This is a genomic window from Pseudoalteromonas sp. PAST1 (genome assembly GCF_021532515.1).
GTDB classification, from domain to species: domain Bacteria; phylum Pseudomonadota; class Gammaproteobacteria; order Enterobacterales; family Alteromonadaceae; genus Pseudoalteromonas; species Pseudoalteromonas simplex.
In genome coordinates, this window is sequence record NZ_JAKGBH010000046.1 from 1 (window position 1) to 25,282 (window position 25,282).

18 protein-coding genes and 1 pseudogene are annotated in these 25,282 nt (G+C 40.5%); 11 read left to right on the top strand and 8 right to left on the bottom strand.

Annotation, left to right across the window (positions count from 1 at the left end):
* Positions 1–116: 116 nt before the first annotated feature.
* From L1272_RS18075 to L1272_RS18095, 5 genes and pseudogenes are all read right to left on the bottom strand, one after another.
* A pseudogene (locus tag L1272_RS18075) lies at positions 117–2,510 on the bottom strand (glycogen/starch/alpha-glucan phosphorylase); the annotation flags it as partial.
* Positions 2,503–4,560 carry a glycogen debranching protein GlgX gene (gene glgX / locus L1272_RS18080; RefSeq protein WP_235374017.1) on the bottom strand — a complete coding sequence of 686 codons (2,058 nt, stop codon included), beginning with the start codon at positions 4,558–4,560 and terminating at the stop codon, positions 2,503–2,505. The pseudogene L1272_RS18075 and the gene glgX, both read right to left, overlap by 8 nt.
* Complete coding sequence (glgB, locus tag L1272_RS18085; RefSeq protein WP_235374018.1) at positions 4,550–6,787, bottom strand: 1,4-alpha-glucan branching protein GlgB; 2,238 nt, start codon at positions 6,785–6,787, stop codon at positions 4,550–4,552. The genes glgX and glgB overlap by 11 nt, the downstream gene beginning before the upstream one ends.
* Entirely contained in the window at positions 6,787–8,763 is a 1,977-nt protein-coding gene (gene malQ / locus L1272_RS18090) for a 4-alpha-glucanotransferase (RefSeq protein ID WP_235374019.1), read from the bottom strand. The genes glgB and malQ overlap by 1 nt, the downstream gene beginning before the upstream one ends.
* 8 nt (positions 8,764–8,771) lie before the next feature.
* Positions 8,772–9,071, bottom strand: a complete 300-nt coding sequence (locus L1272_RS18095) for an isoamylase early set domain-containing protein (protein WP_054551968.1) — start codon at positions 9,069–9,071, stop codon at positions 8,772–8,774.
* A gap of 940 nt (positions 9,072–10,011) precedes the next feature.
* Between L1272_RS18095 and L1272_RS18100 the strand changes: the two genes are divergently transcribed.
* The gene (locus L1272_RS18100; protein WP_235374020.1) at positions 10,012–11,925 is read left to right on the top strand and encodes a putative bifunctional diguanylate cyclase/phosphodiesterase; all 1,914 of its coding nucleotides are present in this window, start codon (positions 10,012–10,014) and stop codon (positions 11,923–11,925) included.
* Positions 11,926–11,973: 48 nt separating this feature from the next.
* Entirely contained in the window at positions 11,974–12,900 is a 927-nt protein-coding gene (locus L1272_RS18105) for a hypothetical protein (RefSeq protein WP_054554519.1), read from the top strand.
* Positions 12,901–12,928: 28 nt separating this feature from the next.
* Here the strand turns inward: L1272_RS18105 and L1272_RS18110 are convergent, their stop codons facing one another.
* Positions 12,929–13,357, bottom strand: coding sequence for an Lrp/AsnC family transcriptional regulator (locus L1272_RS18110; protein ID WP_054554593.1), 429 nt, complete (start codon positions 13,355–13,357; stop codon positions 12,929–12,931).
* Positions 13,358–13,561: 204 nt separating this feature from the next.
* Between L1272_RS18110 and L1272_RS18115 the strand changes: the two genes are divergently transcribed.
* From L1272_RS18115 to L1272_RS18140, 6 genes are all read left to right on the top strand, one after another.
* Positions 13,562–14,767, top strand: coding sequence for an aspartate aminotransferase family protein (locus tag L1272_RS18115; protein WP_138616543.1), 1,206 nt, complete (start codon positions 13,562–13,564; stop codon positions 14,765–14,767).
* A gap of 46 nt (positions 14,768–14,813) precedes the next feature.
* A complete protein-coding gene (gene astA / locus L1272_RS18120) occupies positions 14,814–15,848 on the top strand; it encodes an arginine N-succinyltransferase (protein WP_062565696.1) in 1,035 nt (344 codons plus the stop codon).
* A gap of 18 nt (positions 15,849–15,866) precedes the next feature.
* On the top strand, positions 15,867–17,339 hold the full coding sequence (gene astD / locus L1272_RS18125) for a succinylglutamate-semialdehyde dehydrogenase (RefSeq protein ID WP_235374021.1): 1,473 nt from the start codon (positions 15,867–15,869) through the stop codon (positions 17,337–17,339).
* A 40-nt stretch (positions 17,340–17,379) separates the two neighbouring features.
* A complete protein-coding gene (locus L1272_RS18130) occupies positions 17,380–18,183 on the top strand; it encodes a DUF1338 domain-containing protein (protein WP_138616539.1) in 804 nt (267 codons plus the stop codon).
* 17 nt (positions 18,184–18,200) lie between these two features.
* Complete coding sequence (locus L1272_RS18135) at positions 18,201–19,028, top strand: hypothetical protein (RefSeq protein ID WP_166340804.1); 828 nt, start codon at positions 18,201–18,203, stop codon at positions 19,026–19,028.
* Between the two features lie 260 nt (positions 19,029–19,288).
* Positions 19,289–20,506 (top strand): type III PLP-dependent enzyme, encoded by a 1,218-nt coding sequence (locus L1272_RS18140; RefSeq protein ID WP_235374022.1) that lies wholly within the window; start codon positions 19,289–19,291, stop codon positions 20,504–20,506.
* 83 nt (positions 20,507–20,589) lie between these two features.
* Here the strand turns inward: L1272_RS18140 and L1272_RS18145 are convergent, their stop codons facing one another.
* Positions 20,590–21,870: a flavohemoglobin expression-modulating QEGLA motif protein gene (locus L1272_RS18145; RefSeq protein WP_166340802.1), complete on the bottom strand. Its 1,281-nt coding sequence runs from the start codon at positions 21,868–21,870 to the stop codon at positions 20,590–20,592.
* 78 nt (positions 21,871–21,948) lie between these two features.
* Entirely contained in the window at positions 21,949–22,815 is an 867-nt protein-coding gene (locus L1272_RS18150) for a TlpA family protein disulfide reductase (RefSeq protein ID WP_290440872.1), read from the bottom strand.
* A gap of 201 nt (positions 22,816–23,016) precedes the next feature.
* On the opposite strand from L1272_RS18150, the gene L1272_RS18155 reads away from it, so the two are divergent.
* The 3 genes from L1272_RS18155 (at position 23,017) to L1272_RS18165 (ending at position 25,257) form a co-directional block, all read left to right on the top strand.
* Positions 23,017–23,277, top strand: coding sequence for a DUF3081 domain-containing protein (locus L1272_RS18155; RefSeq protein ID WP_054554528.1), 261 nt, complete (start codon positions 23,017–23,019; stop codon positions 23,275–23,277).
* Positions 23,278–23,284: 7 nt separating this feature from the next.
* Positions 23,285–23,584 (top strand): hypothetical protein, encoded by a 300-nt coding sequence (locus L1272_RS18160; protein ID WP_138616527.1) that lies wholly within the window; start codon positions 23,285–23,287, stop codon positions 23,582–23,584.
* A 77-nt stretch (positions 23,585–23,661) separates the two neighbouring features.
* Entirely contained in the window at positions 23,662–25,257 is a 1,596-nt protein-coding gene (locus tag L1272_RS18165) for an AbgT family transporter (protein ID WP_135926342.1), read from the top strand.
* The last annotated feature ends 25 nt before the right edge of the window (positions 25,258–25,282 follow it).

The window sequence follows — 25,282 nt, forward strand, 5'->3', positions numbered from 1 at the left end:
AATCTGGCGCAGATCTCATCGTAGAGCTGGGACTAATGTTAGTCTCTAATAGACTCTGAATACATTAGCGCAAACCATCTCCGTTATTTTTAGTTATTAACTTGCAAAACGGGGCGTACCATACATTTTGTCCAGTGAGCAGTATCTAAGTAGGCTTGTTCAACTTGCTCTTGCGCTTCTACAAAGCTGGCAAAATCATGAGCGACTAACCATGGATCGTGCGGGCTCTTAATCGCCGCAATAATGTCGTCAAATAAATTAGGCTCAAACAGGTTAAAATGACCGCTCTCAAGTAATTGCATTACTTTATAGAGGCTGTCAGTTTGGTGAATAATCTGCTCAGGATTATAGTGTGCTTTGATATCGTCAATTTGCTCTGCACGTGCACCAAATAAGAAGAAGTTATCAGCACCCACTGCATCACGAATTTCAATGTTAGCGCCATCTAACGTACCTATAGTCAAAGCACCGTTCATCATGAACTTCATGTTACCTGTGCCAGATGCTTCTTTACCTGCTGTAGAAATTTGCTCAGATAAATCAGTTGCTGGGCAAATAGTTTCCATGGCTGTTACGTTGTAGTTTGGTAAAAAAGCAACTCTTAAATACGGTTTAGCAAGCGGATCTTTATTGATCACTTCTGCTACGTTATTAATTAATTTAATAATTTTCTTCGCCATGTAGTAACCTGGTGCAGCTTTACCGCCCAGTAGCACGCAACGAGGAACAATGTTTGCTGTATCGCCTTGGCGAATACGATCGTAAAGGTGAATAACGTGCAGTACGTTTAATAGCTGACGCTTATATTCGTGAATACGTTTAACTTGCACGTCAAACATCATTTCTGCGTCAAACTGTACACCACAGCGGTTTTTTACTAATTCAACAAGGCGTTGCTTATTAGTGTGCTTTACAGCTTGCCATTGATTATGGAATTTAGGGTCGTCATATAGACGGCGTAACTGGCTAATTTTGCTAAAGTCAGCAACCCATTCATCACCAATGTGTTGATTAAGCAGTTTAGCCAACTCTGGGTTACAATGTGCTAACCAACGACGCGGTGTTACACCATTGGTTTTATTATTGAATTTATCTGGCCATAGCTGATAAAACTCGTTAAATAAGCCAGCTTTAAGCAGCTCAGTGTGAAGTGCAGCCACACCATTAACCGAATAACTACCCACAATCGCTAAATATGCCATGCGAATTTGCGGCTCAGGGCCTTCTTCGATCAGTGACAGTGCACGCTGTTTTTCAACATCACCAGGCCAAGCTAACGCAACTTCGGCTAAGAAACGCGCATTGATTTCATAAATAATTTCTAAGATACGCGGTAGTAATCGGGCAAATAAAGATACTGACCACTTCTCTAATGCTTCAGGAAGTAAAGTGTGGTTTGTATAAGCCATGGTCTTAGTCGTGATAGACCACGCTTCTTGCCAATCTAGCTCATACTCATCAACCAAAATACGCATAAGCTCAGCAACAGCAATACTTGGGTGCGTATCGTTTAATTGAAAAACATGGTAATCAGCAAAGTCAGAGAAGTCTTCGCCATGTTTGCTAACCCAGGTATCAATGATGTCTTGTAAACTCGCCGATGATAAGAAGTATTGCTGACGTAAACGTAGCTCTTTACCGTTCTCGCTACTATCATTTGGGTAAAGTACCATTGTGATTTGTTCAGCTAAGTTTTTACGCGCTACAGCTTCTGAGTAACTACCCGCATTGAACTCGCTTAAATCAAATTCGTCAGTGGCTTCTGATTTCCATAAACGTAGGGTGTTTACAATATCGTTCTTGTAACCCGGAATCGGCACATCATAAGGAACAGCTAAGACATCATGAGAATCTAGCCATTGACGGTGTTCACGACCCTGTTTATCAGTATAGCTTTCAACATGACCGAAGAATTTTACGCGTTTTGATTGCTCAGGCGCACTCAGCTCCCACGGGTGCCCTTCGCGTAACCAATTATCTGGTTGTTCAATTTTATGACCATTTTCAATAGCTTGATTAAACATGCCATATTCATAACGAATACCATAGCCAACCACTGGTAATGCAAGACTTGCACAGCTATCTAAAAAACATGCAGCTAAGCGCCCTAAGCCACCATTACCTAGACCTGCATCATGCTCAGCCTCCGCAACTTGCTCAAGTTCGGTGCAGTATTCTTGCAACGCCTTAGCTACTTGCTCATCTAAATCTAAGTTTAAAATCGCATTGCCAAGGGCGCGGCCCATTAAAAATTCAAGTGACAAGTAAGCTGTTTTACGGCGTTTTTGTTCATGAATTTGCTGTTTTGTTACTCGGCAACGAGCAACTAATCGGTCACGAATAGTTAATGCTAATGCATGGTATAAATACAGTTGTGATTTACCTACTTTGTCACGTCCAAGGGTGTAATAAAAATGGCGTGATAAATCATCGTCTAAGGTACTTTCATCAACTGTAGGCGCATCCTGCCAGCCCTTAACAACACATACTTGATCGGCATTTTTAGCCATGATTAAGATCCTCTGAATTGGCGGTAAAAACCCAGCTGCTCATTGCAGCAATCTCGTGTTCCTTGTCAACAAACTGAGTTGACATTGGATGAATGCTGGTCAGCGCTAACTGCCATTTTCCTTTATCTAAGTTAGGAAGTTGGCAAGTTACAGGCTCTGATCCTGCATTTAATATGATCAATAAAGCTTGATTTGTGTGCTTGTCAGTCAGGCTGTATATCAGCACCTGGCGATCGCCTTGATGCCAATCGTCTTGTTGCATATTGGTGCCTGATTCAGTGAACCACGCGACGTCATAACGCGGGTCATTGTCGTGAACAAAAAAGCGGTGTTTAAAAATGCTGAACTGCTTACGAATGCGCAAAACATCGTCAATAAAACGTGTAAGAGGATGACTAAATTGTGAGTCTTTCCATGCAAGCCAACTTGTGCGATTGTTTTGACAATAGGCGTTGTTGTTACCACCTTGTGAGTGTGCCATTTCGCTTCCTAATGAAAGCATAGGCACGCCTTTAGAAAGCAACAAAGTTAACAGCATATTTTTTTGTTGCTGTAAGCGTAATTTGCTCACTTCTGGGTCATTGGTAAACCCTTCAACGCCACAATTGAATGAGTGATTGTCACTGTGTCCATCACGATTTTGCTCGCCATTGGCTTCGTTATGTTTATTCTCGTAACTAACTAAATCAGCAAGCGTAAAGCCATCATGACTAGTGATAAAATTGATACTGTTAAGTGGCCCACGTAGGTTATGCTCAAACAAGTCAAACGAACCATGTAAACGTTTTGCAAGCTCACCAATTACGCCCTGTTCTTGTTTCCAAAAGCGTCTTATCGTATCGCGATATTTATCATTCCATTCACGCCACGGTGCCGGAAAAGCCCCTAATTGGTAACCTCCTGGGCCTATATCCCAAGGCTCTGCAATGAGTTTAACTTGGCTTAATACTGGGTCTTGATTAATCGCTTGGAAAAACGCATGCGCCTGATTAAAACCATTCGGGTTACGCGCTAAAATGGTTGCTAAGTCAAAACGAAAACCATCAACCCCCATCACTTCAACCCAATAACGCAAGCTATCAAGTACCAGCTGTAAAGAACGAGGCGAATCAATATTTACCGTGTTACCACAGCCGGTATCATTAATATAATGCTGAGGTTTGTCAGCAACAGTGCGGTAATAACCTAAATTGTCTAAGCCACGTAGTGATAAAATAGGCCCATCTGTGCCCGCCTCAGCTGTGTGGTTATAAACCACGTCGAGTATTACTTCTATGTCCGCTTTATGAAGCGCCGCCACCATTTCTTGAAACTCACTAATATCATCATTAACGAGATACTCTTTATGCGGCGTAAAGAAGTTAAGTGTGTTGTAGCCCCAGTAATTTTGTAAACCTTTAGCGGTAAGAAACTGCTCGCTGATAAATGCATGAATAGGTAATAATTCTAGGCAAGTCACCCCAATAGTGCGTAAATGCTCAATAAAGCTAGGATGGCTTAAACCTAAAAACTTACCTTGTAACGATTTTGGGATCTCAGGATGACGACAGGTTGCACCAACTACATGACATTCGTAAATAACCGTTTTACCCCAGCTGTGATTCGGCTTTTTACCTGTGTAAGGTGCCAACTCACGGACTCGAGATTTTGGCATATCAATGGCATTATTAACCTGACTTAACTTTCCTACAGGCATTTGACCATAGTGACGTTCACTCCACGTAAACTCGCCATATAAATCACGCGCATAAGGGTCTAACAGCAATTTGTGATTATTAAAAAATAGTCCTTTTTCGGGTGCGTACTCACCATCAGCGCGAAAGCCATACAAGGCGCCACTTTTCAGAGGGCTCACTTTTAGTGTCCAGATACCGCCTTCGTTCATATGCATCGCTAGGGTGAGAATTTCTGAATGACCACTGCTATCAAATAAGCACAGAGACATATGTTGTGCTTGTGGTGCGTACACAGCAAAGTTTACGCCCTCACCAACAACAGATGCCCCTAAAGGCGAGCTCACCCCAACTTCGAGTTCAACACTATGACTCATCGCTCACCTTCTTAAGGTAAATTGTCGCAAGACCAGGCAAAGACACACTGATGCTTTGATTAAAGCCATGGCTTTCAATCGCTTGGCTTACGATGATTTGCTCTGCGTGACTAGTTGCATCAACGCCAGAACCAAAATAGTCCGCTTTATCTGTGTTCAAAATAACTTGATAAGTACCAGCTTTTGGCACACCTATCACGTAGTCGTGATACACCTGTGGCGTTAAATTACAGATCACAACCACAAAATCTTCTGCTTTCTTTGCATAGCGAATAAAGCTAAACATACTTTGCTCAGCATTGTTGCTGTCGAGCCACGCGAAGCCCGCTGGGCTGGAATCTTGCTCGTATAAAGCTGGCGTACTAGTGTATACAGCATTTAAATCTTTAATCGTTTGCTGCATGCCACTGTGGCTAATATGCTCAAGTAAATGCCAATCAAGCGATTGGTCGTGATTCCACTCTTTACGCTGGGCGATTTCAGCACCCATAAACAATAATTTTTTACCTGGATGCGCCCACATAAAGGCATAATATGCACGTAAGTTTGCAAACTTTTGCCAGTCGTCCCCTGGCATTTTTTCAATTAATGAGCCTTTACCATGCACCACTTCATCATGGCTAAGCGGTAAAATATAGTTCTCGCTGTAGGCGTAAACCATCGAAAAGGTCATTTCGTGGTGGTGATGCGAACGGTAAAGGGAATCGCGCTGCATATAATGCAAACTGTCATTCATCCACCCCATATTCCACTTATAACCAAAACCTAAACCATCATGGTCAACTTGGCGCGTAACACCCGGCCACGCAGTTGACTCTTCAGCCACCATCATAATGCCCGGATTTTTTGCATAGCAGCGCATATTGACTTGTTTTAAGCACTCAATAGCGCCTAAGTTTTCTCTGCCGCCGTATTGATTTGCAACCCATTGCCCTTCTTCACGGCTGTAGTCTAAATAAAGCATTGAGGCAACCGCATCCACACGTAAGCCATCAATACCAAATTCATGTAGCCAGTACATTGCATTCGCAATCAGAAAGCTACGAACCTCTGCGCGGTCATAATTGTAGATATAGGTATTCCAATCAGGGTGAAAACCTTGTCTCACATCAGCGTGTTCGTATAGATGGGTGCCATCAAAACGATGTAAACCATGAGGATCACTTGGGAAATGACCAGGTACCCAGTCAAGAATAAGGCCAATATCGGCTTCGTGACATTGCTCGACGAAGTAAACAAAATCTTCAAAGCTGCCATAGCGACTGGTCGGGGCAAATAATCCAACGGGTTGATAACCCCAAGAACCATCAAATGGGTACTCGCTGATTGGCATTAATTGTAGATGCGTAAAGCCAAGCTCTTTAGTGTAAGGAATAAGATTATCAGCAAGTTCACGCCATGTGAGATAGCGCTTGCCGTCATCTCGTCTTTGCCAAGAACCCGCATGCACTTCATAAATACTAACAGGCGCATCAACACTGTTTCGTTTTGCACGATTTGCTAACGCCCTTTCAGAAAGCTGAATACCTGTTTTTAGCTTTTGTAGCACTGACGCTGTACCCGGTGCTTGTTGCATCTTAAACGCAAAAGGATCGGCTTTATCAAGCACTTCTCCTGTTAGAGTGGTGATAGCAAATTTATAGCATTGATGCTCTTTAAGCCCAGGAATAAATAACTCCCATACCCCACTGGCAGGATGAAAACGCATAAAATGACGATTACGCTGCCAATAGTTGAATTCACCAATAATAGATACACTACTGGCATTCGGTGCCCACACTGTAAAGCGAACACCATCAACCCCTTGTTGAGTCACAAAATGTGCACCAAAATGTTGATACGCATACTCTAAACTGCCTTCATTAAACAGATACATTGCCTGTTCATCTAAGCTGCTTTCAAAGCTGTACTCATCATATTGTTGATGAGTAAATTCATTGCTATAGCTAACATCCAGCTGGTAGTCAGGTTTCGTTTTTGATTTGATATTTGCGACAAATAAATGACTATCACCTTGTTGCTGCGCAACGATTTTTTCTGTGCCAAGCAGAATCGAAACACTGCTTGCGCCAGGCAAAAAGCAACGAATTTCATAGCTCGTAGGGCCACTTTTATGCGCCCCAAGAAAGCTGAAAGGATCTCTAAAACAACCACTGGCTAATGCATCGATTTGTTTTTGATAAATAACAGATTGTGCACTTTGCTCTTGACGAACACGACTTCGCATTATTGATTCCTTATCGAAATTAAATTGGCTAAGAATGACTGTTGCGCTTCGATAATCTGCGCAGCTGGACGCGACAATAAACGCCGCCAATTTGGGTACTCTTTATCAGTACCGGGGATATTTACAGGCAGTATTTGCTGATCTAAGTCATCTATTTGAATAGTAAATAGCTTTGCTGGTGCTGCCGCTAATGAGGATGCCAACGCTTCATAAACCGTAAAGGCATCTGTTTCTAACGATAAATGCTGGTGTGACTCTCGTGCGATAAAATTAAGCATACGATGCTTTTCAATGTTTCTCGCATCGAATTGAGCCCGAGTTTGCTCATCATCAAGCAAACCATATTGTTGTTTAATCGTAATATCGTGGCCAATCCACCAGCCTTTGAATGGTGGTACATCATGGTTGGCTATCATTAAAAGGCTATGAGGCGCAAAATGCTCAGCCGCTAAAAACTCGCCTTGATAATCTTTTTCAAAGTAGAACAACCCATTTGAATAGATTGCACTTGCTTTTAATGCTTCATGCACTTCATTAGGTACCACACCTAAATCTTCACCAATTACGACGCATTGATTAAGATGAGATTCAATTTTAAGCACTGCTAATAACTGTTCAAACGGATAATAAACATAACAACCATCTTGCTGGGAATTATTCTCAAAACACCACCAAAGACGGCGAATTGCCATTACATGGTCAATTCTAAGACCACCCACATCCTCCATATTGGCCCGGATAAGAGAGCGATAAAAAGCAAAGTTGTCTTTACTTAACTTTTGTGGATTCAGTGCTGGCAAACCCCAATTCTGACCATGTTCAGCCCAAGGATCTGGCGGAGCTCCAACATGAGCATTTTCGGCAAATAGCTCATTTTGGCTTTTGAACTCACTGCCATCACCTGCACAGCCAACGGCTAAGTCATTAATAAGGCCAATTGCCATACCGCTATCACGGGCAGCTTGCTGGCAGATATTTAATTGAAGGTGAGCTTGCCATTGTAAATAGCTAGCATAATCACGGTCGCCAACCAACATGGTCGACAGGCTGCGTTTATGGGTTTCACAAAAACGAGCGAACTGCTGTTTTCGCTCTTCTGAAGCAAACTCACAAAATTGTTGATATAAACAGCTAAACACTTGATATTTAAAATCACTAACCGATGTATAATCAATGTAAGTCGCATCGGTTTGCGGTTTATTTGCCAATAATTTATCAAGTGCATTATTATTTTTGGCGTCTTCGCATAATGACACAGCAATATACAGCGGGTTCAATAACGCTCGGCTATTTGGACTATAAGGACTCGCCCTCTCAGGACTGTGTTCAAACAGTAAATGCAGCGGATTAAGCAACACATAATCCATATTGTTAGTCGCGGCTGCTTTAATAAGTTTTGTTAAATCAGCGAAATCACCAATTCCTAACCCCTCTTCATTGCATAAGCTATAAAGCTGAATGGATAAGCCCAAACGCTTTTTATCATCAATAGAAAAGCTTTCTTTAGGTGTGATCCATAGCTGACTGTGAGCTTGCTGATCTGCCACTGTAATGAGTGCATCATGGTAACCGATTGGCATTTCAGGAACTGGCAATGCAAGCTCAAGATAACGAATGCCGTTTAGGCCGTAATCACCTAGTACAGCTAAACCTTGCAAGTTTTCACAAGTAAAATGAATATCAAGCGAAGGCACGCTTAGAATACATGAGCGTGTTAATAAACGCTCATCAACGCGTACTTTCAAAATTGGATGGTGTGCCTCAATAATGCTTGTATGAGGCAACAAGTTCAGCCAAGTACCTGCATCTAATGCAAAATTAAGTTGGTTTATTACATCAGAATCTTGGGTATTTATACCGCAACAACTAAGCGCCTGCTTGCGTGTACTTTCATCGAAAATAACATGCTCACCAGTGTATTTAGTATATTCATAGCCTATGCCATGCAGGTAATATAACTGAGATAGTGAGTGCATCAAAACACCTAAGCGCGCTGGGTATTAACAATGCTGTTATCAGTACCAAAACCGTTAGGAATATAACCATCAGCTTGGTGGTCGTTGTCCCATGTCTCGCCATTGATTAGATAACGGAAGTGAAACTCTTGATCAAGTGGTAAACGCTGCTTGCATTTGAAAACTTGCTCTTTTTTATTGAACTTCATTGGCACAGGCTGCCAATCTGTAAACTCCGCAACTAATTGCACATCTTCAGCATCAGGATGCTTAAATTCAAAAGTAACTTCGGTTTCGTCTTTAGTTTTAAAAAAGCGTTTGCTTAGCATAGTGGGCTCCAATTCAACCAATTGGTAAATTAATCCTTGCCACAGTACCGCATTCAACGACTCTATAAGCGGAGGCTGTGCGTTCCAGGTTTCATAAACTTGATTACCAAATCATCAAGTTCATTAAGTAAATCAAACCTATATTTACGCATTATGACAGTGCAACTGTTTATTTTTCGCACCAAGATAGTGCGTAAATTAAACAAAAATTACAACAATCATATTGCTGTATTATTAAGAGCAATAACTGAACCAAGTTGATGATAAAATACACTTTAATTTCAGTATGTTTTATCTACTCTCGTAATGACTTATAAAAAGTAGATAACAAATTGGGTTGGGTAAAGTGAATAAAATTGAAGTGAACAATTAGAGCAAAAACACTAAAAAGACACTATTTCATTTCGTAAAAAATATAAGCATATAATTTACAAAAATAAATTACATTGTTTCTGTAAGGTAAATTATATAAATCTATATGAGACATATATAAATCGTTATTCCTTCCAGAAAAAACCTACAAAACAAAGCAAAACCAACCGTTAATTTTTACTACCCAATTAACTTATTTAAAAACTACCCAAGCAGAAAGACAAAAACAATAAGTACAAAATCGTAAATTTAAAATTTAAAACTAGTTATCAAACCAACATCAGACCCAGCTTTAAAATAAAAATAAAAACCTTTTAAAAATTTAAAACCGGACGTTTTTCCAGTGAAGTAAATTTATTTTACATCGTGAACGCTAAGCGAATATTATTAGCTCACTACCACCCCACAAATAGAGCTTATACTCTAAACGATGTGAATTTTCACATTTTGTACCAATCTAAACACCATTATCAATAAAACGCTTTTGCTAACTTATCTGTAACAATATAATTACTGACATTATAAAGGTGAGCACAACTTATAAAAATGCACCAAAATGGTACTCTAGATGACAAATGCAATACGAACTTCATTCACGATTATTATTACTATAATTGCTTTCGCTTATGGGATGAGTATCTTATTAACAAAGAAAATTAATGATTTAAATTATATTGATAGCGGAATAGAGCTGTACTATTTAACTGGTGTAGAATCGCAGATAACAAAAACGGCTTGGTATAATATTTTATTAAGTGGGCAAAACATAATAATAAAAGAGAATGAAACCTATATAGTAATAAATTCTGAGCAAGGACTGACTGTCGCGGCACTTTCATCAGATGTAATATTATCTACACTGTTAGCTCCAATAAATATAATTATACTATTATTATTGATAATGGCAGTAAGCTGGATAGTAAATATAAGAGTACAAACTCGAAATGAGAGTTACACTCTCAAATTGCTTAATACTCAAGCATCTGATTTACTTAAAAGTCTAAACTTAGCTACCAGCTCTACAGCTAAACAACCGCATATTGAGCAACTCCGCGTCAACTATGACGCTCTTAGCACGCATATCACTAACTACACTAAAGAGTCTGAAATAAGTATATTTCAAGATAAGCTCACTCACCTGCTTGACCGCCACGCATACATAGAGCATTTAGCCAAACAACTTAGAATCGCAGAGCGACAAAAATATCGTTGCGCATTACTTTTTATCGACTTAGATGGCTTTAAACAAGTAAATGATTCTTTTGGTCATAGTTTTGGGGATGAAATTCTAATGCAAGTCGCATCACGCTTAAGTAGCATAATGCGACACCATAAGTTATCTAACTTATCTCCGACGAGCCAACTAGATCAAAACTTAGCCCGACTAGGTGGTGATGAATTTTCGATATTTATTGACCTTAAAGAATGTAAAAATAGAGCCTTAGATGTAGCGCAAAATGTTTTACACGAAATAGAACGTGACTTCGTTTTAGGTAATAAACTAATAAAAATTAGTGCAAGTATAGGCATTGCGGTTTACCCAGATAGTGCAGCCACACCACAATCACTGTTACAGATGGCTGATGTTGCTATGTATAGAGCAAAAACCGATGGTCGAGGCATTTTTAAAGTCTATTCACCTGATATGGGCAAGAAAATTAGGCGATATCATTATTTACTTGACGAAATGCGTCTTGCAATTGCAAGCGAAAATTTTCATTTATCGTTTCAACCTATTGTTGATGTTGATGACTGCGCCATTGATTATTTTGAAGCGCTTGTTAGGTGGGAGCACCCAAAAGAAGGACTTATTTCTCCCGAGGAGTTTATTCCCATCGCAGAAGAGTCGAATATTATTCTAGAACTTGGAGACTGGATAATGCTCGAATCATGTAGGCAAATGTCGGCATGGTACAACGCAGGTATGAGAAAAGTTAAAATATCTGTAAATATCTCAGGAGTACAGTTAAAGCATTGCAATATCTATGATTGGGTTATGGATAAACTATCAAAAACAGGCCTCCCTGCCCACGCATTAATGCTTGAAATCACTGAATCTACTTTTATTGAAGCAAGCAATAAGATTATTCAAACACTCGAACAATTGCGTGCAGAAGGTATTACTATCGCAATTGATGACTTTGGGACTGGCTTTAGCTCGTTAAGTACGCTTGCAGATCTTCCAATTGATGTTATTAAATTAGATCGTCTATTCGTATCGCAAGCTAAAGATAACGCTAAATACCATAAAATAATGCACTCTGTAAGCGAGCTAGGTGCTAAGCTCGGTTTAAAAGTCGTGGCTGAAGGTGTTGAAGATGTAAAACAATTTGAATTGGTAAAATCTATGGGTATCAACAGTATTCAAGGTTATTTGATAAGTCACCCAGAGTCATCTTTAAATGTGGGGCATAAAGTTTTGCAAGATAACTTAAACTTTATATCAGCCACCGGCCGTGGTGTTTGGAATATACAAAAATAGCATAAACCGCTATAATCCCAGCTATTAATCTGTACTTTTACCCTGTTGATGTTAAAAAAAAGCCTATTAACCATTTTTTTAGTTTCCTTCGCGATCACTAGCCTACTCATTGGTTCATCTATTTACACTCTCTATAGTAAGAAAAGATTGTCTGTAGACCCCAAAGTCAAAGAAATCTCAGGGATTGAATTTGATAAATTTAATCGACTTTGGGCCATAAACGACAGTGGCGATCAACCCAAGTTGTACCGCCTTAATCAAGATGGGTCTATTGCAAAAGAAATCTTGGTAACCAATGCTAAAAACATTGATTGGGAAGATATGACGCAAAATAAATTTGGTCATTTCTTTTTGGGTGATTTTGGCAATAACAAAAACGACCGAAAATGGTTAACCATTTATAAAATCGAAAATCCAATCGATATTAAAGGCGAAACCACTGAAGCAGAGATTATCAAGTTTACATACCCCGAAATGGATGGTCGCCCCATCCAACCTGATCAGCGAAATTTTGATTTAGAAGCCTTTGTAGCCTTAGGGCGACATTTGTATCTATTTACCAAAAATCGAACTGAGCCATTTGATGGCATTACTAAAGTTTACAAAGTTGGCGATCATGCAGCTAATTTTGATGCTGAATTAATTGATTCGTTCAAAACTTGCACCACCATGGAAAAGCTTTGTTGGATCACTTCCGCGGCGCTTAGCCCAGATAGAACTAAGTTGGTTCTACTTGATTCCACCAGTATTTGGTTATTTGAGAACTTTCGGGGTGATAAGTTTTTTTCTGGGGATGTATCACGTATTGATTTAGGTATTGTTACGCAAAAAGAAGCCATCACTTTTTACGATGACAACACGATTGTTTTTACAGACGAAGAGTTTAAAGGCATTGGTGGTAATGCCTATGTTATAAAGCTTGATGAAGTCGAAAAGAAGGTCATCCGCAAAGCGCCTCAAGCTGATACAAATTAAGTTCTATAGGCAAAAACTAAATCAAAGGTTAACGCTTAAACTTCGTTTCTAAAATCACCGACGACGTTGTTCGCTCAACACCATCTAGGTTACCAATGTCATCTAACAAGTGGCTTAACTTTTCAAGGTTTTGAGCTTGCACAACGGCGATCAAATCAAATTCACCGCTAATTGCATAGAGCTGTGAAATAGCATCAATCTGCTTTAGTTCAAGGTTCGTTTTAGTGGTCAATTTTTGTTTCACTTTAATCGAAACGTGGGCTGATACCATTTGGCTCAAATAAGCATCTCCATAGTCTACGCTGTAGCCTTTGATCACCCCTGTTTCTTCTAATTTTAACATTCGGCTTTGAACTGTTGAGCGCGATAAGTTAAGCGCCCTCGCTAGGTCTGAAATACTCGCACGCGCGTTGGTTCTTAAGATAGCTAATAGTTTTTCATCTTGTGAAGTTATCACTTTGACTACTCTTTTCGTTAATTTGCTTTTTATTTTAGTCATTTTTCACAAAATAGCACTGCAAATTTAAGTCCCTAACCCAGATAATAAGAAAAATAGATAAGAAAAATAATCTCATCGTGCTTAATTAGGCAGGAACGGCTTAACTGACCTATTTTTTGCAATTTAACTTTTTTCATACTAAGCCAGATTTAGGTGTAATAAATGCAAGTAACAAGAGAACTTTTTAACGACGTAATGGTACCAAACTACAACCCATCAGAGGTTATTCCTGTTCGCGGTGAAGGCTCACGTGTTTGGGATCAAAACGGTAAAGAATTTATCGATTTTGCAGGTGGTATTGCCGTTAATTGTTTAGGCCATTGTCACCCAGCTCTTGTCAATGCCCTAAAAGAGCAAGGCGAAAAAATTTGGCACTTATCAAACGTAATGACAAACGAACCTGCACTTCGCTTAGCTAAAAAGTTAACTGATGCTACATTTGCAGATAAAGTATATTTTGCAAACTCAGGTGCAGAAGCTAACGAAGCGGCATTAAAATTAGCGCGTCGTTGGGCATTAGATGTACATGGCGAGCAAAAGAACCAAATCATCGCGTTTAACAAAGGTTTCCACGGTCGTACATTCTTCACTGTTACCGTAGGTGGTCAAGCTGCTTACTCAGACGGTTTTGGTCCTAAGCCTGCTGCTGTTGATCACTGTGATTATAACGATTTAGCTGCGTTTGAAGCACTTATCAGTGACAACACCTGTGCCGTAATGATGGAACCACTACAAGGTGAAGGCGGTATCATTTCGCCAACGAGCGATTTTATCAAAGGTGTTCGCGCATTATGTGATAAACACAATGCTTTACTTATTTTTGATGAAGTACAAACAGGTGTTGGCCGTACAGGTGATTTATACGCATACCAAGGCTTAGATGTAACACCAGATATCCTAACAACAGCAAAAGCGTTAGGCGGTGGTTTCCCAATTGGTGCGATGATCACAACAGCAAGCATTGCAGCGCATTTAAAAGTAGGTACACATGGTTCTACTTACGGCGGTAACCCACTTGCATGTGCGGTAGCTGAAGCTGCTTTTGATACTGTTAACACAGCAGAAGTACTAGCCGGTGTTAAAGAGCGCGAACAGCTGTTACGCGATGGCTTTGCTGCAATCAACGAAAAATACGACGTATTTAGTGAAGTACGTGGTAAAGGTCTATTATTAGGTGCAGTACTTAACAGCAAATTTGAAGGCCGTGCACGTGATTTCCTAGTAGCAAGCACTAAGCACGGTTTAATGAGCCTTGTTGCTGGTACAAACGTTGTGCGCTTTACGCCATCTTTAGTTATTCCATTAGAGGATATCAAAGAAGGGTTAGCTCGCTTTGAAAAAGCGGTTGCAGACGTTGTAAACGGTTAATCCTAGTTGGCGCATGCTTAAAGCATGCGCCATTGGAGTGCACTTAATGCAAGTATTACGTCCTATAACAGCAAATGATTTTGCTGCGTTAAAACAAATTGCTGTTGAATCTGGTCATGGTTTTACCTCGTTACCAGTTGACGACAATTTACTACAAGAAAAAATTGAACGCGCTGAACGCAGTTTTGCAAAAGACATTAATAAACCACAAGACGAAACCTATTTATTTGTATTAGAAGACAGTGAAACGGGTGACGTTATCGGCACAACGGCTATCGAAGCTGCTGTAGGAATGTCGGTTCCTTTATATCATTACCACCAAGGTAAAACTGTTCACCATTCACCTACTCTCAATGTATATAACACGGTTGATATTCTGAGTATGTGTAATGACTACACTGGTTGCTCTGAAATTTGTACCTTGTTCTTACGTGAGCAAAACCGCAAAGGTTTAACAGGTCGCTTTTTATCGCGTTCTCGCTTTTTATTTATGGCCCAGCATAGCGAGCGTTTTGCTGACACCATCATCGCAGAAATGCGCGGTGTAAGTGATGAAGATGGCCATTCACCTTTTTGGCAGTGGTTACAAGAACACTTTTTTAGCATTGAGTTCCCACAGGCTGACCATTTAGTTGGTTTAGGCGATAAAGTCTTCATCAGCGAGTTAATGCCGAAGTACCCTATTTATGCCAACTTACTGAGCAAAAAAGCACAAGCTGTGATTGGTAAGGTTCATGAAAAAACCAAGCCTGCGCTTAAACTTTTGGAAAAAGAAGGGTTTGAGCACCGTGGTTATGTTGACTTATTCGATGCAGGACCAACGGTAGAAGCAAAGCTTGGCAATATTCGCAGTGTCCGTGAGTCACAAGTGTGCCCTATCAGCATTGGTGAGCTTGCGCATATCAATGAGCAAAGCTCAGATACATTAGCTATTTGCAACCAAGGCGTGAATGATTTTAGAGCCACATTCACCAAGCATGCTCATTATAACCACGCTAAGCACACATTAATCGTCAGCCAAGAAGTGGCAGATGCACTTAAATTAAAACAAGGGGATGCAGCACGGTTTTTCCGTTTGTAACCGCTTAAGGAGTTTAAAATGAGTGTCACAACTCAACTTATCGATAACCAATGGCAAGCAGGCCTTGGTCATGATTTTAGTTCAATCAATCCAAGTAATGGCGAGGTTGTTTGGCAAGGTAAAACAGCCACAGCTGAACAAGTCGCTGATGCAATAAAAGCAGCTCGTAGTGCGCAGCTAGGCTGGGCTGATATGACTCTTGAAGAGCGTATCGTTATTCTTGAAAACTTTGCAGCAGAGCTTAAAGAGCATAGCGAAGAATTTGCAACGATCATTGCCCGCGAAACAGGTAAACCGCTTTGGGAAACACGTACCGAAGTAGGTGCAATGACGGGTAAAATCGCCATTTCAATCAGAGCCTATAACGAACGTACGGGTACCACAGAAAACCCAATGCCTGGCGCTAAAGCGTTTATTCGTCATAAGCCACATGGTGTTGTTGCGGTGTTTGGTCCTTATAACTTCCCGGGTCACTTACCAAATGGCCATATTGTGCCAGCTATTTTAGCGGGTAATACCGTTGTATTTAAGCCGTCAGAACTAACGCCTCATGTTGCTGAGTTCACCTTAAAACTTTGGCTAAAGGCAGGCTTACCAGCCGGTGTCATCAACCTTGTTCAAGGTGAAGTTGACACAGGTATTGCTTTGGCATCTCACCAAGATATCGATGGCTTATTCTTTACGGGTAGCTCAAATACAGGTCACCTATTACATAAGCAATTTGCAGGTCACCCAGGTAAAATTTTAGCGCTGGAAATGGGGGGTAATAACCCACTGATCGTAAAAGATGTCGCAGATGTAAGTGCGGCTGTTCACGACATTATTCAGTCTGGTTTCATCACCTCTGGCCAACGTTGTACCTGTTCTCGTCGTTTATTCATTGAAAACTCGGCAAATGGTGATGCAATTTTAGAAAAATTAATTGCTGCAACAAAGCAAATTAAAGTCGCCGACAGCTTTAGCGAAGATCAACCATTTATGGGTGCAATGATCAGCGAAAAAGCAGCACTAGGTATGGTTGCAGCTCAGCAGCAGTTACTTGATATGGGAGCAACCTCTCTTGTCGAACTTAAGCATCTTGAACCGGGTACTGGTTTTGTAAGCCCTGGTATTATTGATGTAACGGCTGTTAAAGAGATGCCTGATGAAGAGCACTTTGGTCCTCTTATCAAGGTTTATCGCTACACAGATTTCGATAGCGCGATTAATGAAGCAAATAACACCTCATTTGGTTTATCTGCTGGTTTATTAAGTGATGATAGCGATGACTACCAGCATTTCTTAAAACGTATTCGTGCCGGTATTGTTAACTGGAACCGACCAATTACAGGCGCATCTAGCGCTGCCCCATTTGGTGGTATTGGTGCCAGTGGTAACCACAGAGCGAGCGCTTATTACGCTGCTGACTACTGTGCATACCCCGTTGCTTCTGTTGAAGCCGAAAAAGTTAACTTACCACAGACCCTTGCGCCGGGCTTAATTATTGAATAATTGTTTGGCGGCCTCGCCGCCTTAATCGAAGGAATTAAACATGCACACAGATGTAAACGCCCTATTTGAAAACCTATGGGACAACTATTTATCAGTTACGCCATCGGCGGTAAAAGTACATGAGTTACTTGGCTCAACACAAAAAGATGACGTGATTAACGATCACATTGCTTTACGTACTTTTAACCATGAAAAAATCGGCTTAGAAAAACTAGCAGCGCACTTTTTAGCAGTTGGCTACAAAGAATGCGGCGAGTACCACTTCGAAGCGAAAAAACTATACGCAAAGCACTTCGAACACTCAGATCCTAAGCAACCTAAAGTTTTCATTTCTGAATTACTTGTTGAGCAATGTTCAGAAGAGCTGCAAACGATTGTCAACGACATGGTTGCACAGATTGACGAAAACGCTGTTACAGCCGATAATTTCCTGTATTCAGGTACGCACTGGCAAGTAAGTTCAGACACTTACAAAAAACTGCTCGCAGAAAGTGAATATGCAGCATGGATGTCAGCATGGGGTTACCGTGCTAATCACTTTACGGTGAGCATCAATGAATTGGCTAAATTCGATGATATCGAAAGTGTAAACCAAGCACTTAAAGATGCGGGTTTTGCGCTAAATACATCTGGCGGCGAAATCAAAGGTTCACCAGAGGTATTACTCGAGCAATCTTCAACCCTTGCTGATGACAGCGAAGTTGAATTTAGCGATGGTGTTGTTGCCGTACCAAGTTGTTTTTATGAGTTTGCTTTGCGCTACGCAAAACCAGATGGTGAGCTATACACTGGCTTTGTTGCAGCATCAGCTGACAAAATATTTGAGAGCACCAATGCTCGATAACTAAAAAGAGTTTATGTATGAGGCTAATTGGGTTTATCGTAATTTTATTTACTCTAAACACTGCTACGGCAACAGAAAAGCCTAAGCTAACAATTCTGTCTCATGCATATTTTGCTAATGAATTTGACAAAAATAGTGTCAACCGTCACCTAAATGCTGTAATCAAACCAGCCCTTGCAGATGAATTCGATATAGATGTCGAAATAACAAATCATGCTCGGTTATTAAAACGCTTATCTGGTAACGAAGCTAGTTGCACTTACAATGCCATCAAAACCCAAAATCGATCGAAAGCTATGATATTTTCGACGATACCCACGTACATGCATGTACAGCGTCGTTTATACGCCCTTAAAAGTACCTTAAAGTCAGGTTCGGAGCCTGTTTCTGTTACAGAGCTACTAAAAAGCAAAGCTAGCTTTGGGATTGTTGGCTCAACTAGTTACCGCGAACTTGATAGCATTTTCGCTGATAAAAAATTCAATGTCGCAACGATTTACGGTGAAAATGCTTTTTTGCAATTAAGCCGCCTACTTTTCAGCAAACGTATTGATTACATCGTTGCATACAAACAAACACTTGATGTACACATTCCAGCTCATGAATTAAACCAACTCACATCAAGACGTATTGCTGAATACCCAGAATTTATAAATGGCTTTTTTACATGTAGTAAAAACACTGAAGGTTATCGAGCTATGTCGCTTATAAATGATTATATGCAAAAGGTAGAAATGGCTGCTTATATCAAAGAACTCCACCAGCAAATGAACGATCCTAGCGACGCAGAAGCAATGCTTAAAATTTACACAAACGAATATGGAATACTCTTTCAAAACGACTAAGCAGCCTCTAACTTTTGCATAAAAATAACTCAAAATATTATCAAAAAACACTTGCGCAAATAAAAACGCAGATCTATTATCTCGCCGCTTCTTGATGATAGCCAATCCGAGTACATTACAAACACTGTTTGTAGCAAGGCGATAGAGCAACTATCCAAGAGTGTATTTGATTGCACAGAACATACTGTGCGCTTAATAACACTCAACTGACTCGGACTTCCATTTTTTTCCGAGCAGTTGCTTAATTGCCGGAGAGTAAAATGGCTATTTCAACACTTACACAAGACTTAACAATCAAAGTACCTGCAGCGTCGGTTGCTGCAAACGAACCAGTAGCACAACCATCAAACCAATTTATTGAACAGCTCGTTGAGCAACATGGCGCGCCATTAATGGTGCTTGATTGTGAATCAGTTCGTCATCAATACCGTGCATTAAGCCGTTCTTTGCCTGGCGTTGTTTTACACTTTGCATTAAAGCCACTTCCTCATCCTGCGGTTGTTCGTACGCTTTTAGAAGAAGGCGCCAGCTTTGATTTAGCAACCAGCGGTGAAGTTGACTTAGTCGCCAGCCAAGGCGTACCAAGTGATCGTACTATTCACACGCACCCAATCAAACGTGATCGTGATATTCGTGATGCACTTGAATACGGTTGTAATGTGTTTGTGGTTGATAACATCAACGAATTAGAAAAGTTCATTGCATACAAAGACCAGGTTGAGTTACTTGTTCGCTTAAGTTTTCGTAATGCGGAAGCATTCGCAGATTTATCGAAAAAATTTGGTTGTAGCCCAGCAATGGCTATTGAAATCATTAGCTATGCGCAACAATTAGGTATTCGTATCAAAGGGTTGTCGTTCCATGTTGGCTCGCAAACAGCAAGTCCAGCTAAATACGTCACTGCCATTGCTGCATGTAATCAAGTGATTAACGACGTAGCTGCATTAGGATTACCTGCGCTTAGTACGCTTGATATCGGCGGTGGTTTCCCTGTGCCTTATCACAAAGACGTGCTGCCAATTGAGGAATTTTGTGCGCCGATTAATGATGCCTTAGCACAGTTACCAGAGACAGTTCGCGTAATTGCTGAACCAGGTCGCTTTATTGTAGCCAGTGCGGTTACCAGCGTTGCATCGGTAATGGGTCAAGCAATACGTGATGGCAAGCCTTGGTACTATTTTGATGATGGAATTTACGGCTCATTCAGTGGTTTATTGTTTGATGAAGCTTCATACCCTATCGACTCGTTCAAACAATCAAACGAACGTGTTGAGTCCGTGTTAGCAGGCCCGACTTGCGATAGCATCGACGTAGTAAGTGAATCAATCATGCTACCAAAATTAAACAATGGCGATTTAATCATCAGCCGTATGATGGGTGCTTACACATTAGCAACTGCAACAGATTTTAACTTCTTCAAACGTGCAGAAGTTATCGTACTGAATGATGTAGTGCAGGTTGACGCACTCACCGGTTAATCGTTTCCTCGACTAAAAGCATGTAAGGCAACATGCTTTAACTCTTAAAATGCAGCTGCTCATTCCAGCTGCATTTTTTTTGCTTAAAGAAACAGTGGTTTGTAGTCGTTTTCTAATTGTTCAAACGACAAGTTACCAATAAAACGGCCAAAGCTTAGCCACGTTGCTAGACCTCGTAAGTCTTTAAAGTGTGGTGGTATAAATTTAGGGTCTTCAATCACACCTAAATCATGTAATTGCGATATCAGCCTGAAATCATCAATTGAGATTTTACCGACTAATAATAAGTGCAATTGATCAATTCGGCCTAATTGAATGGCAACCCGAATAAGGTTATACACCAACACGAAACCTTTGATATAAGCGATGTCTTTGGTAAAAGGTAAGCCTGTTGCTGTGCTGCCTCTAAACACGCGTTGAGTAAGTGTATAGCTTTCGTCTTTACTCAACCCTTGCGCTACATAATCACGATAAATATCAACAAATTCTGCGCCATCAATGACTTTAGTAATACCTTGAATACGGTTCACTAATTTTGCTAAACGTCGCGGCGTTGACTTTAAGGTAATAATTTCGGTCAAGACAGCAAGACCTTCTTGGGTGACCGTAGAGCTCGGAGTGCCTTTACTTAAGCAAGTTAAATATGGCTGTGCAAGACCATTTTGCGTGGTCCCAACATGGATCCAGCCTTCATGCACCTCAAGAATATCTAGCTCTCTTTGAGAAAATTTAACATCTTGATTAAGTTTAATATTATTTGCACCTGCCGCAGCATCACTCACAATACCATCACTCAGAATAACCTCAACATCAATGCCTGGCATCGTTTGAGCTACTTGTGATGCTAAAATTTTTACTGCATCTTCTGCATCAATGTTTTTTGGATCATCAGGCAAGATATCAGCATCAAGCATACTTTTTAGCGGCTGCTCAAGCATGGTTGCAAGTTCAGAAAGTGAAGGCTCTCCAGCATGGAATAAATCTTTTGGATGACCAAACAACTCAACTGACAAATCATGAAATTCAGGAGTACCACGATATTCAATCATACTGAGTACGGTTTTATATTCAGTACACATCTTGCTCATATATTGCGCAATTGGGTTTAATTGCCCTAGCTGGCTGATGATATCGCGATTTAAATCAGAAAACGCACGACGTAACTCACTTGGTACAAAACCAAGGTCACGCTGTTGGTAATAGGCTTGATCAACTGTTGGGTTCTTTTGGCACTTATGCTTAAAAAACTCTTCTTTGATTTGTTTATCCCAATTAATCGCATCAAGGATACGAATGGGTGTTTGCAGTGCGATTAATCGGTCAGATAACTCGCGTGTTTTTGCTAATAATGCCTTATCTATCATGCTCTAGGCTCACTGTGTAATGAGCCTAGAGCATAGGCTAAATTTGCATAATTACAAAGCAAAATTACGCTGTTTTAATTAAAATTTAGCTTTTTTAGAGACTAATTTTCCGTCGTTGTAGAGAAGTAAACTGGGTACCGAATTAATGCCATTTTCGATAAATAAATCATTACCATAATCGATTGAAACTGGCATGGTTGCAGAGAATTTATCAACATATTCTTGTACAGCACTTTGATCGGTCCACAGTTGACTCACTTTAACCTCGACATCAACTCCTTGCTCTGCCAACTGATTAACATGTTGCTGTGCTAATTCACACTGTTTTGCCATTGCAGGACGCGTGTCAGCTAAATACCAGTCGCACCATGTTGCGGTGAATAGCACGGCTTTTTTGCCTTGTTTCGGAATAAGCAAAGGAGTGGCTTGGCCTTGCTTTTCGTTTAATAAGCGCGCTTCATCAACTTTGCCATTGTGTGATAACAAACGTAATGTGTTATCAAGCGGTTTATCAGCTTCGTGGCCTTGAAAAATCACCTTTTTATCACTATCAATCAATACATGAAAAGGGGTGCCCATAAATTCATAATGTTTAGCAACTTGCCCTGTGTGATCAGTAAAAATTGGCATAGTAAGTGAAAAACGCTCTTTAACCTTAGCAACAGCGTCTGCATCATCATTGAGATCAATATTAATAGCCACAAATTGAATTTTATCGCCATATTGCTCATATGCATGCTGAAAATGTGGCATTTGCTCCATACATGGCTTGCACCAAGTCGCCCAAAACTTTAAGTAAACGGGTTTCTTGCCTAAGTAACTGTTAAGCTTAACTATTTGCCCTGCTTCATTTTCTAACATCAGGGGGGCTGTATTTGCTGATATGCTTTTGCTTACAAGTAACAAGCCTGCTAGTAGTATCAGGGGTATAAACTTATATTTCATTGTGCGTCCCTCAAATAAAATCTATCTTAAGTTTAAGGTAAGAGAAAATATTGTAAATTTTCGACATCTGCTATCTAAATGTGATTTTAGTGATTTATCGCAAAGTAAGGTTTTAAAATTCACAACTCGTTTAATGCCTACATAAAATAACACTAAACTTTTTATAGGTTTGAAACGTATTACACAAAAAAAGGAGTCATTATGAAAAATGAACTAGACGGTAAATTGATCCTCTCAGTGTATGAAAAAATCATTCAACACGGTGAAGATCATGAAGATGGAAAGCTGTATGAGGGTATTTGCGCTTTTTCGGATATCGATGGTTATACGGTCTATCTAAAAGGCAGTGGCGTGTTACTACGCTTTGGCTTTCATAATACTTATCACCTTGACTATCAGCATGAAAAGAACAAAGAGGACTTTTTAAAGAAAGTGCTTTATATCGCAGAACAGGAACTGTAAAGAAGTAATGAAACGACGGGTAAAAGCTGAGTCAAAGCAACAGCAAGCGTTTATTAACCAAGTTATTAATGAGCTTAAATCTAACCCAGCTAAGTTAGATATCATTCGCGAAAACCTTAGTTACTATCGTGAACAACAGTTCCTCAAGCGTGGCTTTTTGCTTGCTATTGAGCGTTTTGATTGGGTATTTGAAGCAAGTAACGATGTAGAGCAAATCTGTGCGCAAATTCTAGCCGATGATTACATTGGCAAACGTTTGCGCCGCTATCCCTTGCTGTACAAGGGCATTTTGGAACGTACCTATTAGTTCTCCCACCGCTAAAACATGATCTGTCCGGTAAAAAATGCTAGGTTAGCGCCATTTTGAAATAACGAGAACTGGACATGTCAAAAACTATAAACTCTCACAACACCCATGAAGGTGGCAATAATGGGTTGTTTAACCGATTTTTAGCAACCGTTGAATTTTTGGGTAATATGCTCCCCCACCCTATCACTTTATTTGCAATGTTCTGCGTTGCTATTATCGTTTTTAGCGGCATTGCCGATTGGTATGGTTTAAGCGCTATCGACCCACGCCCTGAAGGCGCTGCGGGTCGTGACCCTGATGGTGTTATTGAAGTTGTCAGCCTACTTAGTGCCGAAGGCCTGCAGCGTATCGTTACTGGCCTTGTTACAAACTTCACCAGCTTTGCACCACTTGGTACGGTATTAGTCGCTTTATTAGGTGTAAGTGTTGCAGAACACTCAGGTTTACTCTCTGCAGCTATGCGCGGCATGGTAATGGGCGCATCTAAGCGTTTAGTTACTTTCATGGTGGTGTTTGCTGCGATTTTATCAAATACGGCGTCTGAACTTGGTTACGTCGTACTTATTCCATTAGCAGCCATGATATTCCACAGCCTTGGTCGTCACCCTCTTGCCGGTCTTGCTGCGGCATTTGCCGGTGTTTCAGGTGGTTACAGTGCCAATTTATTGCTCGGCACCATCGACCCCCTACTTGCTGGTATCACCACGCCTGCAGCACAAATGATTGATCCAAATTACCAAGTTGGCGCTGAAGCAAACTGGTATTTCATGATGATTTCGGTATTTTTAATTGCCATTTTAGGCACATTCGTTACCGAGAAAATCGTTGAGCCACGTCTTGGTAAGTACAACCCTGATGAAGCAAGCAACGATTTGCCTAAAAATGATATTGCCGGTTTAACCGATAAAGAAAAGTCAGGACTAAAATGGGCGGGTGTGTCACTGTTAGTGGTGTCACTATTACTTGCTTGGACAATTGTTCCTGAAGACGGCATTTTACGTAATCCAGAAACAGGCCTTGTGGCACATTCACCATTTTTAAAAGGCATTGTGGTATTTATCTTTGTGACTTTCGGTATTCCGGGTTTTGTTTACGGCCGCGTTGTTGGCACCATGAAAAACGATAAAGATGTCATCGATGCCATGAGTAAAAGTATGAGCTCGATGGGTATGTACATTGTGCTGGTTTTCTTTGCAGCACAGTTCGTTGCCTTCTTTAAATGGACCAACCTAGGCACAATTTTAGCCATTAACGGTGCTGCTCTTTTACAAGCATTAAACCTAACTGGCCCTGAAGTATTCGTGCTATTCATTTTAATGTGTGCATTAGTAAACTTAAGCTTAGGTTCTTCATCTGCGCAATGGGCTGTAACGGCCCCCATCTTCGTACCAATGTTAATGCTAATCGGCTATGCGCCAGAGACTATTCAAGCGGCGTACCGAATTGGTGACTCGGTTACTAACCTTATCACCCCGATGATGAGTTACTTTGGCTTGATACTGGCTGTTGCGACTAAGTATAAGAAAGACATGGGTATTGGTACATTGGTTGCGACTATGCTTCCTTACAGCATGATCTTCTTTGTTGGTTGGGTTGCGTTATTCTATTTATGGGTATTTGTTCTGGGCTTCCCAGTTGGCCCTGAATCACCGATTTACTATCAGCCTTAAAGCGCTTCTTAAAGGTGTAAAAAAG

Excerpts from the sequence above, each read along its gene's own strand:
- L1272_RS18165 (WP_135926342.1), top strand. The coding sequence starts at position 23,662 with ATGTCAAAAACTATAAACTCTCACAACACCCATGAAGGTGGCAATAAT.
- L1272_RS18160 (WP_138616527.1), top strand. The coding sequence starts at position 23,285 with ATGAAACGACGGGTAAAAGCTGAGTCAAAGCAACAGCAAGCGTTTATT.
- L1272_RS18115 (WP_138616543.1), top strand. The coding sequence starts at position 13,562 with ATGCAAGTAACAAGAGAACTTTTTAACGACGTAATGGTACCAAACTAC.
- L1272_RS18150 (WP_290440872.1), bottom strand. The coding sequence starts at position 22,815 with ATGAAATATAAGTTTATACCCCTGATACTACTAGCAGGCTTGTTACTT.
- L1272_RS18140 (WP_235374022.1), top strand. The coding sequence starts at position 19,289 with ATGGCTATTTCAACACTTACACAAGACTTAACAATCAAAGTACCTGCA.
- L1272_RS18095 (WP_054551968.1), bottom strand. The coding sequence starts at position 9,071 with ATGCTAAGCAAACGCTTTTTTAAAACTAAAGACGAAACCGAAGTTACT.
- astD (WP_235374021.1), top strand. The coding sequence starts at position 15,867 with ATGAGTGTCACAACTCAACTTATCGATAACCAATGGCAAGCAGGCCTT.
- L1272_RS18145 (WP_166340802.1), bottom strand. The coding sequence starts at position 21,870 with ATGATAGATAAGGCATTATTAGCAAAAACACGCGAGTTATCTGACCGA.
- glgX (WP_235374017.1), bottom strand. The coding sequence starts at position 4,560 with ATGAGTCATAGTGTTGAACTCGAAGTTGGGGTGAGCTCGCCTTTAGGG.
- L1272_RS18155 (WP_054554528.1), top strand. The coding sequence starts at position 23,017 with ATGAAAAATGAACTAGACGGTAAATTGATCCTCTCAGTGTATGAAAAA.
- glgB (WP_235374018.1), bottom strand. The coding sequence starts at position 6,787 with ATGCGAAGTCGTGTTCGTCAAGAGCAAAGTGCACAATCTGTTATTTAT.
- malQ (WP_235374019.1), bottom strand. The coding sequence starts at position 8,763 with ATGCACTCACTATCTCAGTTATATTACCTGCATGGCATAGGCTATGAA.
- L1272_RS18100 (WP_235374020.1), top strand. The coding sequence starts at position 10,012 with ATGACAAATGCAATACGAACTTCATTCACGATTATTATTACTATAATT.
- L1272_RS18130 (WP_138616539.1), top strand. The coding sequence starts at position 17,380 with ATGCACACAGATGTAAACGCCCTATTTGAAAACCTATGGGACAACTAT.
- astA (WP_062565696.1), top strand. The coding sequence starts at position 14,814 with ATGCAAGTATTACGTCCTATAACAGCAAATGATTTTGCTGCGTTAAAA.
- L1272_RS18135 (WP_166340804.1), top strand. The coding sequence starts at position 18,201 with ATGAGGCTAATTGGGTTTATCGTAATTTTATTTACTCTAAACACTGCT.
- L1272_RS18105 (WP_054554519.1), top strand. The coding sequence starts at position 11,974 with ATGTTAAAAAAAAGCCTATTAACCATTTTTTTAGTTTCCTTCGCGATC.